The sequence below is a fragment of the Bacillus sp. 95MFCvi2.1 genome, assembly GCF_000374965.1.
Taxonomy (GTDB): Bacteria; Bacillota; Bacilli; order Bacillales; family Bacillaceae_G; genus Bacillus_A; species Bacillus_A pseudomycoides.
This window is the reverse complement of the sequence record NZ_KB895729.1, coordinates 14,195-29,209: the sequence shown is the minus strand read 5'-3', so window position 1 is coordinate 29,209 and position 15,015 is coordinate 14,195. Positions and strand designations below refer to the sequence as shown.

At 31.7% G+C, this 15,015-nt stretch carries 16 protein-coding genes and 3 pseudogenes; 11 read left to right on the top strand and 8 right to left on the bottom strand.

The features are described from left to right. Positions 1-545, top strand: a 545-nt coding sequence (locus C568_RS0127795) for a hypothetical protein (RefSeq protein WP_231399078.1), incomplete at its 5' end; no start/stop codon positions are given. 330 nt (positions 546-875) lie between these two features. Here C568_RS0127795 and C568_RS0127790 read toward each other — a convergent pair. Next, entirely contained in the window at positions 876-2,132 is a 1,257-nt protein-coding gene (locus C568_RS0127790; RefSeq protein WP_018783417.1) for an MFS transporter, read from the bottom strand. After that, a complete protein-coding gene (locus tag C568_RS0127785; RefSeq protein WP_018783416.1) occupies positions 2,125-2,733 on the bottom strand; it encodes an ArsR/SmtB family transcription factor in 609 nt (202 codons plus the stop codon). The genes C568_RS0127790 and C568_RS0127785 overlap by 8 nt, the downstream gene beginning before the upstream one ends. Before the next feature lie 154 nt (positions 2,734-2,887). Here C568_RS0127785 and C568_RS35880 point away from each other — a divergent pair, with 154 nt between their 5' ends. From C568_RS35880 to C568_RS0127775, 3 genes are all read left to right on the top strand, one after another. After that, positions 2,888-3,688, top strand: coding sequence for an IS4 family transposase (locus tag C568_RS35880; protein ID WP_231399070.1), 801 nt, complete (start codon positions 2,888-2,890; stop codon positions 3,686-3,688). Beyond that, on the top strand, positions 3,669-4,175 hold the full coding sequence (locus C568_RS35875) for an IS4 family transposase (RefSeq protein WP_018783415.1): 507 nt from the start codon (positions 3,669-3,671) through the stop codon (positions 4,173-4,175). Before C568_RS35880 ends, C568_RS35875 begins: the two co-directional genes overlap by 20 nt. A 311-nt stretch (positions 4,176-4,486) precedes the next feature. Then, positions 4,487-4,990, top strand: a complete 504-nt coding sequence (locus C568_RS0127775) for a GNAT family N-acetyltransferase (protein ID WP_018783414.1) — start codon at positions 4,487-4,489, stop codon at positions 4,988-4,990. 656 nt (positions 4,991-5,646) lie between these two features. Here the strand turns inward: C568_RS0127775 and C568_RS34925 are convergent. Next, the gene (locus tag C568_RS34925; RefSeq protein WP_018783413.1) at positions 5,647-5,784 is read right to left on the bottom strand and encodes a hypothetical protein; all 138 of its coding nucleotides are present in this window, start codon (positions 5,782-5,784) and stop codon (positions 5,647-5,649) included. A 780-nt stretch (positions 5,785-6,564) separates the two neighbouring features. On the opposite strand from C568_RS34925, the pseudogene C568_RS32215 reads away from it, so the two are divergent. From C568_RS32215 to C568_RS0127735, 7 genes and pseudogenes are all read left to right on the top strand, one after another. Then, positions 6,565-6,860, top strand: a pseudogene (locus C568_RS32215) (transposase). After that, on the top strand, positions 6,782-7,750 hold the full coding sequence (locus tag C568_RS0127760) for an IS3 family transposase (RefSeq protein ID WP_018783412.1): 969 nt from the start codon (positions 6,782-6,784) through the stop codon (positions 7,748-7,750). The pseudogene C568_RS32215 and the gene C568_RS0127760 overlap by 79 nt, the downstream one beginning before the upstream one ends. Positions 7,751-7,791: 41 nt before the next feature. Next, positions 7,792-8,353, top strand: a pseudogene (locus C568_RS32210) (acyl-ACP desaturase); the annotation flags it as partial. A gap of 215 nt (positions 8,354-8,568) precedes the next feature. Further along, complete coding sequence (locus tag C568_RS0127750; protein WP_018783411.1) at positions 8,569-9,030, top strand: CarD family transcriptional regulator; 462 nt, start codon at positions 8,569-8,571, stop codon at positions 9,028-9,030. Positions 9,031-9,577: 547 nt separating this feature from the next. Next, the gene (locus C568_RS34455) at positions 9,578-9,724 is read left to right on the top strand and encodes a BC1881 family protein (RefSeq protein WP_000738547.1); all 147 of its coding nucleotides are present in this window, start codon (positions 9,578-9,580) and stop codon (positions 9,722-9,724) included. Between the two features lie 298 nt (positions 9,725-10,022). Next, positions 10,023-10,256 (top strand): hypothetical protein, encoded by a 234-nt coding sequence (locus C568_RS0127740; protein WP_018767989.1) that lies wholly within the window; start codon positions 10,023-10,025, stop codon positions 10,254-10,256. Positions 10,257-10,495: 239 nt separating this feature from the next. Continuing rightward, complete coding sequence (locus tag C568_RS0127735) at positions 10,496-10,729, top strand: YuzF family protein (protein ID WP_003202925.1); 234 nt, start codon at positions 10,496-10,498, stop codon at positions 10,727-10,729. A 67-nt stretch (positions 10,730-10,796) separates the two neighbouring features. Here the strand turns inward: C568_RS0127735 and C568_RS0127730 are convergent, their stop codons facing one another. The 5 genes and pseudogenes from C568_RS0127730 to C568_RS0127710 all read right to left on the bottom strand — a co-directional run bounded on the left by C568_RS0127730 (position 10,797) and on the right by C568_RS0127710 (position 14,973). Then, complete coding sequence (locus tag C568_RS0127730; protein ID WP_003202922.1) at positions 10,797-11,072, bottom strand: hypothetical protein; 276 nt, start codon at positions 11,070-11,072, stop codon at positions 10,797-10,799. A gap of 398 nt (positions 11,073-11,470) precedes the next feature. Next, entirely contained in the window at positions 11,471-12,325 is an 855-nt protein-coding gene (locus tag C568_RS0127725; protein WP_018783410.1) for a phosphatase PAP2 family protein, read from the bottom strand. 8 nt (positions 12,326-12,333) lie between these two features. After that, positions 12,334-13,179 (bottom strand): annotated as a pseudogene (locus tag C568_RS31400) (alpha/beta hydrolase); the annotation flags it as partial. A 40-nt stretch (positions 13,180-13,219) separates the two neighbouring features. Beyond that, on the bottom strand, positions 13,220-14,149 hold the full coding sequence (locus C568_RS0127715) for a bestrophin family protein (RefSeq protein WP_018783408.1): 930 nt from the start codon (positions 14,147-14,149) through the stop codon (positions 13,220-13,222). Positions 14,150-14,343: 194 nt separating this feature from the next. Further along, positions 14,344-14,973 (bottom strand): GNAT family N-acetyltransferase, encoded by a 630-nt coding sequence (locus C568_RS0127710; protein WP_018783407.1) that lies wholly within the window; start codon positions 14,971-14,973, stop codon positions 14,344-14,346. Between the last annotated feature and the right edge of the window lie 42 nt (positions 14,974-15,015).

The following is a 15,015-nucleotide window of genomic DNA, read 5'->3' as shown; positions in this document are numbered from 1 at the left end:
TTTTACACGTATCTCAGCTGACTTCTAAGAGCAATTTAAAATTCATTATTTTTCAGGAGATGAGTAATATGTTTGTTTATTTCTATTATTTGATTTTGTATTTTTTTGCAGTAATATTCGGAATGGATATTATTACTTTTGCAGATTCATTTATTACTAGGTTTATAGAGCCAGATTCAGTAGAAATATTTATTTGTATGTTAATAGTATCTAGTATATTGTCAGCTATATTTTCATTCATTTTACACTTTATCTATACTTGGAGACATGATTCAAATACATTTTTAAAAAGGTTTTATCAGGTACATTTTTTTGCTACATATATTTCTGGGGCGTTTTCTATAGTAAATATAGGAGGGAAAACACTGGAGGAATGGGGAGTTAAAGGTACTTCGGTAGATGGGAATATAAAAGTGTTTTTTCTTATGTTGTTCTTTATTGCAATATCAAATAATGCTTTTTATAAAACTTTTGAAAAAGGGATTGTTGATAAACTTGAATTCACGGTAAATATAATGAAGTTAAAGATAAAAAGAATAAAGTGAAACTTCCATCCCCACTGATAAAAGATAGAGATATTTGTATCTCTATCTTTTTTATTTGATTTTTTATTCTTGCGTCTATGCAAACGACAAGCGTCGGCAAAATATGTACGATTGTAGTCGATGGATCATTAAAGGATTTGCAAAACACCTATGGGATTTTTTTATTAGGAGGTGTTTACTATGGATGTGGGGTCCCGCCACATCGCTATCAACCTAAGAAAAGCAAATACCCCCAAACGAAAATTTCGTATCTCTATAGTCAATTACACCCTATTGATTTAGATATTCAGTAGTGTATTCATTTCCTAAAGATATTTTATAATTAATGATTTAATCGACAGTTCGTAATGCTGGAATTTTAAAGTATATATATAAGGTAAATGCTATTAAAGATAAGGCACCAACCATAATAATAAATTTTATATTTATCTCAAGTGAAAGACTTAATGAAGTCAATCCATAGGAAATGGGTGTTAATCCCATGGAAGAGACTGTTTGAATACTCATTACTCTCCCAATCATTTCTGATTCAGCTTCATTTTGCACAACAGAAACAGCACATATATTAGAAATTGTCATTGATATCCCCAAAAAAACAACAATAACAACACTTTGCCATAATTCATTACTAAAACGTAATATCAAGAAACAAAGTCCTACAAACATTTGTGATGTTAGGCTAAGAATTCCTCTCTTTCTTTTGAGATTTATAATACCAAGGATAATAGAGCCTAATACCATCCCGATAGCTAAAAACGACATTATAAAACTATAGTCTATTGTTTCTCCTTCCAATATATTTTTAACAAAAATCGGTAATCCTATAGTTAATGGACCTACGAAAAAAAGATTCAAAAATAATGTTTTTAAAATAAAAGCCATTAATATTGGTGCCTTCCTAACATAGCTAATTCCCTCTTTTAAACTTATAAGCAAATGATGCTTATTTTCTTGAGTATTAACAACTTGTTTATTAACTTTAATAAAAAATATAAAGCAACTACCTAAAATCAGCAGGATTGTAATCAAACTAAAAATCCCTGTATAATCAAATCCAACAATTATAAATCCACTTATCATTGGACCCAAAATTGAAGTAGATTGACTTGTAGTCTGAATAATTGAATTCGCTCTTGTTAGAAATTTTTTTGGAACAATAACGGGAGTAATAGAACTAGATGCAGGCCAGAAAAACGCATCCAAAACACCAAAAAATAACGCAAAAATAATTAATGTCCAGAGATGTATCTCACCTGTAAATAATAACAATAAAACTAATCCTCCAATTAATATGGCTTTTGTTAAGTCTGAAAAAAACATTATTTTCGATTGACTTAGTCTATCAGCTAACACGCCGCCTAACAACATAAATAAGATCCGAGGAATTGCTCCAATAATATAAATAATCCCTAAGGAAGCTTCTAAATTTAACTCCTGAACAACGTACCATGCTTCAGCAAAATAAAACATACTGAAACTCAACCCAGAGAAGATGGTACTAATCCAAAGTAATATAAAAGATTTTTGTTTGAATAAAGATTTTACTTTTGTCGTGACTGCAGTTTTTTGTAAAACAGGTTCACTCATCTTTATCCCCTTCCTTAAAATGAGGCTCATCTACTTGGAATCCGACTGTGGCTAAATAAAACCATTCCGCGTCACTATTCTCAATTTCATCAATATCATGGAGTTCTTTTAAAAGATCATGATACTTAGCAACCCATTCTTCAAATCGCTTTTTTGTTGTGCGAATTTCTATTTGACTTGATATTCTAGCCCATTCTTCTGGCTTTTCAGACTGTGTTAAAAAAGCATTTTCAGGAGCTGATAAAGCACGACTCTTTGCTCTCTCTAAGGTTGCAATGGTTAATAACCTACGACTCTCTCCATATTCCGAATGAAAAGGTAATAAGTTATTAGAGGGGATAAAACTTTTAGCAACCGCTTGATATAGTTTTTGAGTCATATTTCTTTTTTTATTTTCCTCTACTATTTGGACTAAACCATTTTTTTCTAGATCACGTAAGTGATAGTGAATTTTCGAACGAGACAAACCAATAATTTGTGACAACTGTTGCCCTGAACGAGGTTCTTCAATCAAAAAAGAAAGGATTTGAACTCTTAAAGAATCACTTAATGATTTTAATTGTTCATACTCATTTAGAATTAATATATCTTTTTGTGTCATTTAACATGTTCCTTTCATCTGACTAGTCAGTTTTTATTGACATAAACATAACTGTTTTTTCTGATTATTGTCAATAAAGAAACAAAACATTTTCTAAAAAAATAAAAAACCGCTATCCTGTTTCTAGAATTATAGGAAAGGATGGCTTTTTTGTATGTCTATTTCTGTATCTGATGAATTACAACTATTTGCTCAAGAAGTTCAAAGGTTCTTATCTCCAAATATCTTACGAGACATTGCTAGAGATGTTGGTTTTGTACAAAGAACCAGTAAGTACCAAGCAAAAGATTTAGTCGCTTTATGTGTATGGATGAGTCAAAATATCGCTACAACTTCTTTAACTCAGTTATCTAGCTGTTTAGAGGCATCAACAGAAGTGCTCATCAGTCCCGAGGGGCTGAATCAACGATTTAATAACGCGGCTGTCCAATTTTTACAACACATATTAGCTGAACTACTAAATCAAAAATTAGCCTCATCTATGCCGATCTCTTCTCCATATACTTCTATTTTCAAGCGTATTCGGATTTTAGATTCAACTGCATTTCAACTCCCAGATCTCTTTTCATTCATTTATCCAGGTGCCGGAGGATGCAGTCATACAGCAGGGGTAAAGATTCAACTTGAATATGATCTATTAAGTGGGCAGTTCCTACATATTCATACAGGTCCAGGTAAACAACATGATCGAACCTACGGTTCTTTATGTGTTCCGACAGTGACAGCGAATGATTTATGTATTCGAGACTTAGGTTATTTTCATTTGAAAGATCTACAACATATACACGATAAAAAGGCTTACTATATCTCTCGTATCAAATCGAATACACGTATTTATCAAAAAAATCCCAACTCGTGTGATTGTTCATCGACTAACAAAAGAACAACAACAAAAACGATTACAAGATCAAACTGTAAGAGAAAAAAAGAAAGGAATGAAGTATTCTCCTCGTAGTAAACGGCTCAGTGGTATCAATGTATATATGACAAACACCCCTACAGATATTGTCCCAATGGGACAAGTACATGATTGGTATTCTTTATGTTGGCAAATCGAAATTTTATTTAAAACGTGGAAATCATTCTTTCACATTCATCACTGTAAAAAGATAAAACGAGAGCGATTGGAATGCCATTTGTATGGGCAACTAATTGCCATTCTACTCTGTTCCTCTATTATGTTTCAAATGCGGAAGTTACTTCTCATGAAGAGGAAACAAGAGCTAAGTGAATATAAAGCTATATATATGATTAAAGACTATTTTTTTCTTCTGTTCCAAACCATACAAAAAGACACCCAGGAACTATCAAAGATTTTTCTTCGTCTGTTTAACCTCCTACAGCACAACGGACGAAAATCGCATCGATACGAGAAAAAAACAGTCTTTGATATATTAGGTGTCGTTTATAATTGTACCATGTCGGATAATCAAGCGGCTTAATTAAAAAAAATGAAACCCGTTAGGGTTTATTTTGTATGCAAATTTTTAAATAGTTTATACTGGTCCCCTATAAAAAGTGAAAAATTCCTTTTGGAATTGACTTGATATTACCTTAGCTTGATAGCGATGGGGTACCACCACATCGCCATCAAGCTAAGATTTTTAATTACCCCCAGAACGAAAAAATTATGCATCGTTGACTACTGATAATGAGACGTTATGTTAACCGATCATGAATATGATATGCAACAAATATTACACAACATATCACTCCTTTCAAATGGTACAATTAGGAAAAAGGGGGAGAAGTAATGCAAAATCTAGAAATAAAAGAGATTAAACTACTTGATAAAGATATTGAAGAGCTTTCTGAACTTTTGAAAACCGTAGTAGATGATGGAGCGTCAATAGGTTTTTTACCTCCACTGGAACAAGAAGAATCGACAAAGTATTGGCAAACTGTCTTAGCACCAGAGGTGATATTGTTTATTGCCAAAATAAACAATAAAGTGGCAGGCAGTGTTCAATTGCATTTAATTACAAAGCCAAATGGAATCCACAGAGCTGAAATTTGTAAGTTAATGACTCATCCAAACTTTAGACGTAACGGTATTGGACGTTCACTTATGCAAAAAGCAGAAGAAAGAGCAAAACAAGAAAGCAGGTCTCTTTTAGTATTAGATACTAGAGAAGGAGATCCTTCCAATAGATTGTACAAGTCGTTAGACTATCAAGAATCCGGCAAAATACCGGGGTATGCAATTTCTCCGAATGGTGAATTAGATGCAACGATTATTTATTATAAATTTATTTAGTTTTTTATTTAAAAAGAGAGATATAATTTTTAAACGACATTATTGGTATTTATTTCTGTGATGAATATTTACAAGTAAGTTCCATTGATTAATTTTACAAATTATAAAAAGTCATGAACTTAGTTTTACTTTCTATTATATACAAGTAGTTAGGGGGCAAGATCATAGGCTAAAGATTGTTCCAAATATTCACCCGGAACTTCCTGATAAGTTAAAAAATTTAACAACAAAACGTTTAAAATACAATTACATTTGAAAAAGAGTAGTGGGTTCAAGTTGTTATTTACATGAACTCCAAAGAAAAAAGCCAAATTCTGTATAGATTTGGCTTTTTTCTTTTTACGCATTTGTAGCTAAAAGTAGCATGGTCTTTAAATCCATGTTAGGGGCAAGAATTTAAAGAAGAGTTTAGCTTAATATCAATTTTACATAAATTACATATTATAGTAAATTGATATTATTCATACTAAATATTGTAAATAATCAGGTATTTAATCCTTATATTATTTATGCGCAAAGTCACAATTGGTGAGTTTTACAAATGAACCGTCCTAAAAAGCGAACGGGCGTTTAAAAAGGTGTATCTTTACAAACGGATGATTTCTTTGAGGATAAGCAAGCATGTACCGAAAGGTATTAATGTTTTAATAACGTTCCTAAAATATATTTTTGATGTTTTGGAATGCTATGTTGGCATTAATTTGCGTAATACCAAAAGGGGTACCTTTTGAAACGGTATATCGTTGTAATTCTTCGGCAAATGGTTGTAGTTCACCATGAATCGAGAGATTCATAAAAAAACGTCATCCTTTCTAGTCTAGCTTGTTAAGAAAGGATAACGTTTTTTAGTACTTGAGGGGTATTAAAATTTCTTAAATTAAAGGGTATGTATGGTGACTCCTAATAAGAAAAGACACCCTCTCGAGTGTCTTTCTCTGACTTGAACCATTTCAATTTAATATGAATATATCCGTATTTTCCCCACCTATACGTGTAAACACATCCTATAAAACAGAATCAATTATTTATACCAGATTGTTAGTGTACAAATACAAGAGAATTGAGATCGATGTAGAGTGACGCCACATCTATAAAGTTAGTTTATTGATGTGTTCCTCTTTTAAGAACGAATCTGCTTTATAGAATATATCCACAAGTAATATTTTACTACATTTAATATTCGGTTCATGTATTTTTTTGATAATTATGCATTATTTCATAATCTTTAATTTGCACAATAAAGACATAACCTACCTTTCTTAAATTCTCTCTCCTATTTTGAAACAAGTCCCATGAGACGCTGTGAAATACCTTTACATCAGGTTCAACAATCTATCCCAATAGACTTTACTCTATTGGGATGGTTGGTGCCGAAAAATATTAAATTCGTTCATTTCATAGTCCTCGGTGCACAAAACAGTGATTTTACTTATTCTAAGCGACATCATCAATCTGAGTTTGGAGAATCTCTTAGCGCAAATAGATAGAAAACCGAATCATAAGTGATATGATCCCCCTATAGTAGACAGAAAAAGAAAGCTTTATATCCTGTCTATTATAAGGGGGATTTTTTTATGGGGAAAATTAAAAGAACATATGATGAAACATTTAAGAAAAAAGCGATAGATTTATATTTTAAAGAAGGCATGGGGCATACCAAAATAGGAAAAGAATTAGGCATTGATGAAAAAACGTACGTAGATGGGTAAAACGTTTCAAAGACGAGGGAATCAAAGGTTTAGAAGAAAAACGTGGAAAGGCTACTGGAGGAAAAAAAGGGAGACCTAGAAATTGTCCAAAGGATCCTACAGAAAGAATCAAATACCTAGAAACAGAGAACGAAATGCTAAAAAAGCTATTGGGAATGTAAAAGGAGGGATGAAAGCTGTACCGGCATACAAAAAATATGAGGTGATACAAGAAATGTCCAAAGGTATGCGTTCAATACAGCTACTATGTAAAATTGCGGAAGTATCTAGAAGCGGATACTACAAGTGGTTAAAAAGACAAAGCAATCCTTCTCCGAAGGAGATAGAAGATGGAAAAATAAAAGAAAAAATTATGGAATGTTATAAACAAGTGAAGGGTATCTATGGATATCGAAGAATAACTGTGTGGTTAAGGATGAAACACGAGCTCATTGTAAATCATAAGCGAGTTCAAAGGCTAATGAATAGGATGAAGCTTCGAGCGATTATCAGAAAAAAACGACCTTATTTTGTATCAAAAGAAGCATGTGTAGTCTCAAAGAATTACTTAAATCGAGATTTCAAAGCTGTACAACCAAATGAAAAATGGGGAACAGATATTACGTATCTTATTTTCAATGGGAAAAAGCTATATCTGTCTGCCATAAAGGACCTTTATAATAATGAAATTGTGGCTTATCATCTTAGCCATCGTCATGATATACAGTTAGTTATTGATACGCTAAACAAGGCCAAAAAACGACGAGACGTACAAGGGATTCTTTTACATAGTGATCAAGGTTTCCAGTATACTTCACGCCAATATAATGATTTCCTAAAAAAACATAAGATGAAAGTTAGTATGTCTAGAAAGGCGAATTGTTGGGACAATGCTTGTATGGAGAATTTCTTCAGTCATTTCAAAGCGGAATGTTTTAATCTGAGTTCATTTCGTTCAGTAGAAGAAGTTAAACTTGCCGTACATAAATATATTCATTTTTATAACTATCATCGTTTTCAAAAGAAATTAAAAAACCTGAGTCCATACGAATATCGAACTCAGGCTTCTTAACTATGCGTTTTAATTACTGTCTACTTGACAGGGGTCAGTACACTCGAAGTGTGAACCCTAAAAGATTACATGAATTAAGAAAGTCAGTCGTTGAGGGTGGATTTGAACCTGATTTTCATACACCAATCGAAGCGATGACGTATACGACGCTACAAGAACTTGCAACGATGGTGTTTTACAATAATGTAGCTAAGGTTGCAAGTAAGCATGATCCAGATCTTGCTACATTATTACGCCGTCTTGCAAAAGATGAAACTCTTCATTATGCATTTTATCGAGACGTCATTCGAACACATTTGGAATTGGAACCTAATTATTGCTATCATATTGCCAATGTGATTATGAATTTTAAAATGCCAGGTGCTGTCATGCCTGATTTTGAAAATAGAATGGCTGTGATTGCAAAAGAAGCTAACTATGGGCCGCTGCAATATTTTGATCAAGTACTTGATGTAGTAGTGGATTATTGGGGGGTTAAAAGACTTACGACCAATTGCACCTCTAGCTGAAAAAGCAAGAATTGAGATTTTGGAGTACCACACAAGATTGAAAAAAATACGGGATCGATTTGGTCGTTTTCAAGGGAAAACTGATCTACGTTAATTAGTAGAGGTTTCAGAATATACGCGGGGAAATTCCCCTTCTCTTTATTGGAAATCTGGCACGCTCCCTATTATTTTGTGGCCGTTTTACTTAATTTAATTTTTAAAGAAAAAGCAATTGACACTAAAAGTAAATTTATGATATTATTAAATATTTGATAAAAAATAACATATATGTTAAGCTTAAGAAGGTTACCATATATGGAGGTGGATTATATGTTTCAAATTGGCGATAACATTGTTTATCCAATGCACGGAGCAGGTATAATTGAAGCCATAGAAGAAAAAGAATTCTCAGGGGAAAAACAACAGTATTATGTCATAAAAATGTCAATCAGTAATATGCAAGTCTTGATTCCTACGGGTAAAATATTGAGTTCGAGTATACGTCCAGTTACTGATATACTTGCATTAAAACACATCATACACATTTTTCAGCATGGAGAATCAGATAGATTACTCCCGTGGAAACAAAGATATAAAGTAAACACGGACAAAATAAAAACGGGTGAAATACAAGAAGGTGCTGAAGTTGTACGTGATCTAATGCGTATGAAGAAAGAAAAAGCACTTAATACAAGCGAAAAAAAAATGTTGGATAACGCACATGAATTTTTGATTAGTGAACTGGGATTAATTAAAGGGATCACTGAAAATCAATTAAAAAGTTTCTGTTAAGGTTCATTATAGATAATGTATTACATCCCCAAAAAATATCCTGAATTTTTTGGGAATATGATTATTATTAAAAGTAAATCATTTCAAAGACATTCAACTTCTTCAACTCACTTTTAGAGCATTAACCTCTTTTGTTATTTCTACAATCTAATCCATTTTTATTATTTAAATTTCTTTTTACGAACGTTTGAAGTTTCATCAAATAACTCGATCAAATAGTCACTTGATTTTTGCAATCCTGATTCACACTGGCACGGACAAGGAGCCGTAAGGATGAAAGAGGGGTAGGGCTTTCATTGTTTTAGGTATATATATCTAAGTCATTATTTCTAGAAGAAAAAACAATCAATCTCATCTCTATCTTTAAGAATTTCTTACATCTACTGAAAAAGTGAATAATAATTGTTTATCTTCTTTACGTAAAATTGATAAACGAATTGATAACACCATATGGTCAACTACAAGAAAATGGTTTCCTGACCAGGAAACCATTTTAAATTTCATTTACATAACAACAGTAAATTAAGCAGTAAGAAGGAGTGCACACATGAAAAAAATGTTAACAAAAGAATTAAGTAATGAATTAAAGAAGCGAGAAGGGATCATTTCTATTACAGTTGAGCCTTATGAAAAAATCGAAGTTGGTGGAATTCGTGTAGATGGACCAGCTGTTATTCTAATTAATCAAGAATAGCTAAAAATAGTTGAATGAACGAAGAAAAGGATCAGCCTTTACGCGAAGGGAAGATCCTTTTTGTTTGTTGCTGATAATAATAGGATATACATAAATTTCATCGGATGTGATGGGGTTAAAAGGAAGGAGAGGGTCGGGATTATCATGGTGGAAAGCTTAATATTGGTAGTATTTCTTTTTATCTTATATAAATTAGTTGATAAAAAAACAAACTAATTATTTGAAACGATAGATTGTTTTCTTTTTAAGAGCGATATTTATTTTATAGTGAAATAGATAATTTAAAGGAGGAATTTAGATGGATGCAAGGAAAGAACGCATAAAATACGAGAAGATGTCAAAGAACTATAACCGTATTTATTTAGTTTCGTTTCTCCTATTAATTGTACTTGTTTGTAGTAGTGTGATTATCATAGGAGCTACAGGGGGAAAATATGGAGTGTTTTTGTTGTTAGCAATTTTACTTAACGCACGTATTACTAAAGGATCTCAAAAAAAGTATGAGCAGTATTCTAATAAAGGGCGTATTTAAAATGATAAATATCTTGAAAAGAACAACCTAAATGTACATTTAAAATATCCCTATATCAGTACCTATTAATTACTAAAAAATAATCTTATATTAATAATTTTTTAGTAATTTAGGAATAGAAAACGTACCTTATTAAAATGTTATTTTCGTTCATATAATGAATTATCCTTCTAGCATATTTATAAGATTTATATCATATATTAGGAGAAAGAATGCAAGTTAGAAAGGAGTCTTATAGAATGAGTTATTTGGAGGAAAATGACTTTAGTGAACAAAATATGGTAAGTGTACCTAACCCCTACGTATATCAGACATTACAATCAGTAATTGGTAAACTTGTGGTTATTGAAACTGTAAGAGGTAATGTAAGAGGAAAGTTAAAGGATGTGAAACCAGATCATTTGCTCATTGAAGATACGGTACCGTATATTGTACGTATTCAACAAATTGTATGGATTATGCCAAAACAATGATCAAATTACATCTAATTTGATTTATAACAGATTGGCGTCATAGACGATCAAATAAAAACACAGGGTTTTATCTCTGTGTTTCTTCAAATTTTCTTTTTTGAATATATGCTTGAGCATGAATAATTTCTTCCTGAAGTTCTTTTAATTCTTCCATAGATCCTGATTCAATCCTCATGTAAGTAGTAACTAAACTAATCATCATATCCATCTTCTCTACTATATTTTGAATGACCTGTTCAGATTGCTCTTTTTTAGGGTGTTGTATTGCTATTAATACATTTTCTAAATAATTGTTCTTTCTTTGCCGGATATCATTAATAAACTGTTTTGTGATTGAGTTCATTTGTTTTTCCTCCGTTTTGTATATATTTCTATTCTATCATATTTGAATAGAAAATATTGGATTCCCCTAAATTCACATCTGTCTAGTACATGTCCTCAAATATACAAACTAATCCCTTAACGTACAGGGAACCGGATAAAATGTGTCTAAATTATGTCTAAACGTACAATTTTCTTTTTTTGATATGGTGCCCCATGCCCATCAACTTAAGAAAACAAATCCACCCCAAAACGAAAAAATGAGCTTTTTTATTACGAATTAGCACAAAATCTCGTTCTGGGGGTAGTTGTATTTCCTTAGCTTGATAGCGATGTATAGTGACCCCTATTATCTCTAAACTGAATAGGGGAAAATATAATGTTGATTGAAGTATTTACTAATGTAAAATTCAATAAATATTATTTGCCTATCTGTTTATGAATACTTGATACATTAATTTTTCTCTTATCGCTCCACATAATTTTTTTCAGAGACATAAAAACAATTAATGAAATAGCAAATCCAATTGTAACATCTGAAGCAAAATGAGCCCCTACTACAATACGACTAAGTGGTACTAATATCATCCACATAAGAATGCAAATCCAAATAACTATTTTTTTATTTTTTAATGAAGCGAAATATCCTGGTAATAAACTCAACCAAATGACCAATGCTGAATTAGCACTATGCCCTGAAGGAAATGACATAAATTCATCACTTTGGGCACTTCCTTGAGGTATAAACCATTTTGAAAATCCGTCAAAAGATCCAATGGAAACCATATGACGATAACGTTCTCTACCCCACCCTAGTTTCATTAGATTAAATGTAATTAACACAATAACTACGCTTAATAATCCAATTAATGCAATATCCCTTAATCTTGCATCATCATAATTACTCCATGATTTGGCAATCATATAACAGGCTACAATTAAACCACTCATAAAAATCGGTATTAAGAATTTTGAGATGGTTAAATTATGTACTAGCATAAATGAAGCTATAAAAGCGAACAAAAGAATGACTACGCCATAGCCAATTCCAGCAAGATAATATCCTCTTGAACCTTTATTCTTTCTAGTTTTAAATAAATACATACTAGAAAATAAAGCAATAAGCATCGCTGGAATTTCTCCTACAACTTGTAAAAAAAGAGCAATTTTATTAGTTGGTTGATATAAACTATGGGATATCTGTAGGTCTGTAAATGCAAAGATAAATAGTAAAATAGCGAAAATTGAAATTAATATTACGTTTTTATTTTTCATCAAGCCCATTACCTCTCACTATGTTTTAATATAAAATTCCCCATCTCAATTGCTAAATCCTCACTTTGAGGATAGACACCTACATTATCTCCGTAAGCGTGCCCTAAACCACGATAGAGGACTGTCTCAGTTTCAACTCCTTTTTTAGTCAATTTAGCTGCATACGCTAAACATTCTATCGTTAAAAAATCATGTTCTCCGACCGTAATAAATGTACTTGGATAGTCTGGGGATACATCAACATATGGACTTAAATATTTAAAATTAGTTTTTTGAGTACCAAGTATTTCTGACATATTCCCGACCATTGAATGCATTATATTCAGCATTTTTTCTAATCCTTTTTTATACTTAGGAGCAATTTCATACTTGTCTAGACTCCAAGAATAAAATTCATCCTCATAGTCACACATATTAAGTCTAGGATACAGAAGTAACTGTCCCTTAACGAACTTCCCACCATCTTCCATATCTCTGGTTGTACAATATTGCGTTAAGTTTCCGCCTGCACTATCACCTGCCACAAAGATATTATTTTTATCACCACCTAATGTGTCAGCATTCTCATAAATCCACTTTAAAGTGGTGTAACAATCTGTATGCCCAATTGAAAAAGGATTTTCTGGAGCTAATCGATAATCCACAGAAATAGCTAGTATATCTGTTTTTTCTACTATCAATTTCACCAGTTCTTCTATCACATCTGGTGATCCAGCCACGAATCCTCCACCATGAATAAAGTATAAAATTGGCGCATTCTCTCGTTTAGAAATACTGGTATAAATTCTGATTGGAATACCATACCCATCTTCTGCTTTAACTGTTTTATGCGTAATATTAATGTCTTTAGTGACATAGGAATAAATAATTTAAAAAGTCTCATGAAGTATGCAATTAGATGATTTTTTTATTAGAATTTAAAGCTGACAACTCTAATAAATTATTTTGATTGTATAAGTGTAATAAATGAGTTTCCACTCCTATACAAATCCCGTCTAGCGGAAGATCATTTGGATCATGACCGAATGGATCTTCGATTTCCACTCCTATCGCTTCAATCCCTATAAATGCAAAACTAATAAATGTAGTTGCAAACACTGTAAACCATTCGAGACTATCAACAAGACCAATTGGTAAAGTCACACAAAAGATCATCAGTAAAATTTTTATATGGGCGAAATACGCAAAAGGAATAGGGGTTGCTTTGATACGGTCACATCCACCAATAGCAGTAAGTAGATTATTCAAATCCGCCTCCATATTAATTATTATATTTGGGTGAAGGTCACCAGATCTTAATCCTTTTGATAGGATAGTTTTTAACATAGACACAATAGTAATCGGTAAATAGTTTGACTCAATCAATAGCTTTTTTTCCTTATCAGAACATAATTCAAACAAATCTTTTACTTCGGATAAATCTTTTTCATCCCTCAAATGTTGTTTAGCCAATTTTGGGAAAGCAATTAATAGATGTATAAACTTCAACATCTCTTGATCTGTATTTTTCCCTTTAGAATCCCAATGACCTAAAAAACTCACTGCCAAATTCCTAGCAGAGCTGCCAATGGCGCCAAATAACTTTCTCCCTTCCCAGTATCTATCATAGGCAGTATTGGTCCGAAATACTAATAGTAAACCTAAAGGTCCGCCAACAATAACCCATGGAATTTGATTTATATCTATTTCTACATAATGGTGATTAATCATAACAATACCTGTTGAGATACATATATATAATAAAATTTGAGGGAAAATATCCCTTATAATCGTTCCTCTTAACGTAAATACTCGTAAGTTATCTTGATTGTTGTAGTGAACCATATTTACATAAGCCTCTTTCTTTATTAACTTATTTATACTTTTTACCGTAATCTAATTCAATATAAAACTAGCTGGATAATAAAACGTTAAATCCTTCCATTTATAATATATTACCTATGAAATCGGAAAATTGACCATCTGTCCTGTTACAGAGAACCGTATCACAAATAAGTGCTACAGTTTTTTACTATTATTTAAAAATCATAACAGTATAAAAATACATTAAGTTTATCTTCCATTGAACCAAAATAAATTTCTTTTTCATTTATACGTTCAAAGTTTTGACTGTCATAAAATCCATAGTTACATCTATTATCTGTATATAGATATAAAGAATTCACATTCATACTTTTCATATACTTATACAAATGATTCATGAGAGCCTTTCCAACCCCAAGACCTCTAGACTCCCTTGATACAATAAATAACTGTATACACCCTTGAAAATCGTCTTCTTTTCCTTTAATAATTTCTTTATATGCATCTTGAACCTTTGAGAATTCTTTTATGAATTTTTTATTTTCCTTATTAGCCATGAGTACTTTAAGCATGCTGTAGGCAATACTTAAAGTATTATGAGCTTTCTTTAAACGATTTTTGTCTTTTTTTGAATCGCCTAAAATAACACCAATAACTTTATTGTTTCTTTCTGCTACTTTGCTAAATGAACTTTCTAAAATACAACCTTGTAGATAGATGTTTAATGCTGAATCTAAAAATTTCTTATCCTTAATAAATTCATTGAAGCCAAATGCTTCACCAATCAATGTTTTAACTGCTTCATAATCTTCTTTAACTAGGCTTCTGTATATTACTTGATCCATGTCTATAAACTTCCTTTTATATAAGTAAATTTTCATTTCATA